Raw genomic sequence first — 1,914 nt, 5'->3', positions numbered from 1 at the left:
GGGATCTAAACGCTGTGAGGCAACTCTCAAAGACTTGTGTGTACACCGTAGCCTTGCGGGGAGGGGTGCAATGGCTATGGGAATCATAACTAATTACGCGGACATGATATTACAGCAATTTGCAGTTGACATAAACTTGTACAGTGGTGCTACCCTACAATTCCTTTTCTAAAGCTTTGCGGGCAATCCGGGTTACATAAACTGTAACAGCGACTGTCGCAAATAAACCCAAGATGCGAATTGCCCATTGTAAAGTCGGGTTGGTAGGTTGAGCCTCAGTCCCAATCATCGCCAGATTTCCTGCAAGGGAACCAATATAAACGTACATGATGGTTCCGGGAATCATGCCTAGAGAGCCGATGAAATAATCTTGAAGTGAAACTCCCGTGATGCCAAATGCATAGTTGAGCAAATTGAAAGGAAATATGGGGGATAGTCGCGTTAACAGGACAATTTTCAATCCTTCTTTACCTACCGCTTGGTCAATGGCGGCAAATTTTTTGTTATCTGCGATTTTACCAGCAACCCAACCCCTTGCTAAATAACGTCCGACGAGAAAAGCAGCTGTAGCGCCAAGGGTTGCACCGATAAACACGTAAAGAGAACCCCAAACTGCACCAAAAATCACACCTGCTCCCAAGGTGAGAATAGAACCTGGGAAAAAAGCAACGGTAGCGATAATATAAAGGGCAATAAAAGCTATGGCTCCTAACGCACCCAGGCTATCAATCCACTGCAAGGCTTCGCGTAAAATTGCTTGGGGATTGAAAGAATTTGAATTTGCCAATTCTTGTGCCAAAGCCGGGTCTGTGTTTAATGAAAAACTACTTGCCAATATTAGTAATATTAATGCGCCGAGGCTAAAAAATTTCTGGAAGTTTCTGGCATCAATACTTTTAACACTTCGGCTTCGCTCAGTGTTAAAGCCGAGCGGAGTCGTTCGCGTAGCGTCTCGCAGAGAGGCTTTAAATATCTGAATGATTGTTAGTTTTTTCATGGGTTGTGATTTCTTCTACTGCCACACTTTGAGCTAATGCTTTCTGAGCAACTTTTGTGATATACACAGTTACAGCAACGGTAGCAATCAACCCAACTACTCGCATTATCCATTGCCAGATTTGAGTTTCTGGAGTAATTGGTTGATGAGAGGTGTTAATCATGGCAAGATTACCAGCTAAAGAACCAATATAAACGTACATCACAGTACCGGGAATAATGCCGAAGGAACCTAATATATAGTCTTTGAGAGAAACCTGTGTTATCCCAAAAGCATAATTTAATAAATTGAAGGGAAAAATAGGTGAAAGACGAGTTAGCAAAACAATTTTCCATCCTTCTTTAGCAACTGCTAAATCAATCGCTTTAAATTTAGGATGTTTTTCCATTTGTCGATAAACCCAATCCCGCGACAGGTAGCGTCCAATAAGAAAAGCCAAGGTTGCTCCAATTGTTGCAGCAATTAGCACATATATCGATCCCCAAAATACACCAAACAGACAACCACCTTTGAGGGTTAGAAGAGAACCCGGTATAAATAGTAATGTTGCTAAGTTGAAAATAACTATGTAGGCAATAGGCCCGAAAGCACCAAGACTGTGAACCCAAATGACTAAGGTTTGTAAAAGTCCCTGAAAGTTTAACTGTTTAGCAGCAATTATTAGAGTGATAATCAGGCAACTTAGCAGTAGTAGTTTGAGTTTGGAATTTAATAAACGCTTGTTCATTTTTATAAGTTTCACCCTCAGAGGCTCGACGTTGACCTTTTGAGGCTCGACGTTGACCTTCTGAGGCTCGACGTTGACCTTCTGAGGCTCAATGTTGACCTTCTGAGGCTCAATGTTGACCTTCCGAGGCTCGACGTTGACCTTCTGAGGCTCGATGTTGACCTTCTGAGGCTCGATGTTGACCTTCTGA

Annotated in this window: 2 protein-coding genes; both read right to left on the bottom strand. The window is 42.4% G+C overall.

The window, feature by feature from the left end; all coding sequences use genetic code 11:
- Nucleotides 1-154: 154 nt before the first annotated feature.
- On the bottom strand, nt 155-997 hold the full coding sequence (locus ACM0OX_RS35515) for a TVP38/TMEM64 family protein (RefSeq protein ID WP_414519889.1): 843 nt from the start codon (nt 995-997) through the stop codon (nt 155-157).
- Nucleotides 966-1,724 carry a TVP38/TMEM64 family protein gene (locus tag ACM0OX_RS35510; protein WP_414519887.1) on the bottom strand — a complete coding sequence of 253 codons (759 nt, stop codon included), beginning with the start codon at nt 1,722-1,724 and terminating at the stop codon, nt 966-968. The genes ACM0OX_RS35515 and ACM0OX_RS35510 overlap by 32 nt, the downstream gene beginning before the upstream one ends.
- Nucleotides 1,725-1,914 lie beyond the last annotated feature (190 nt).

It is taken from the genome of Nostoc sp. PCC 9305, from assembly GCF_963920915.1.
GTDB lineage: Bacteria > Cyanobacteriota > Cyanobacteriia > Cyanobacteriales > Nostocaceae > Nostoc.
The sequence above is the reverse complement of the archived record's forward strand: the minus strand, read 5'-3'. Positions and strand labels throughout refer to the sequence as shown.

Bases quoted from the DNA above. Each gene is read 5' to 3' on its own strand.
- ACM0OX_RS35515 (WP_414519889.1), bottom strand. From the start codon at position 997: ATGAAAAAACTAACAATCATTCAGATATTTAAAGCCTCTCTGCGAGAC.
- ACM0OX_RS35510 (WP_414519887.1), bottom strand. From the start codon at position 1,724: ATGAACAAGCGTTTATTAAATTCCAAACTCAAACTACTACTGCTAAGT.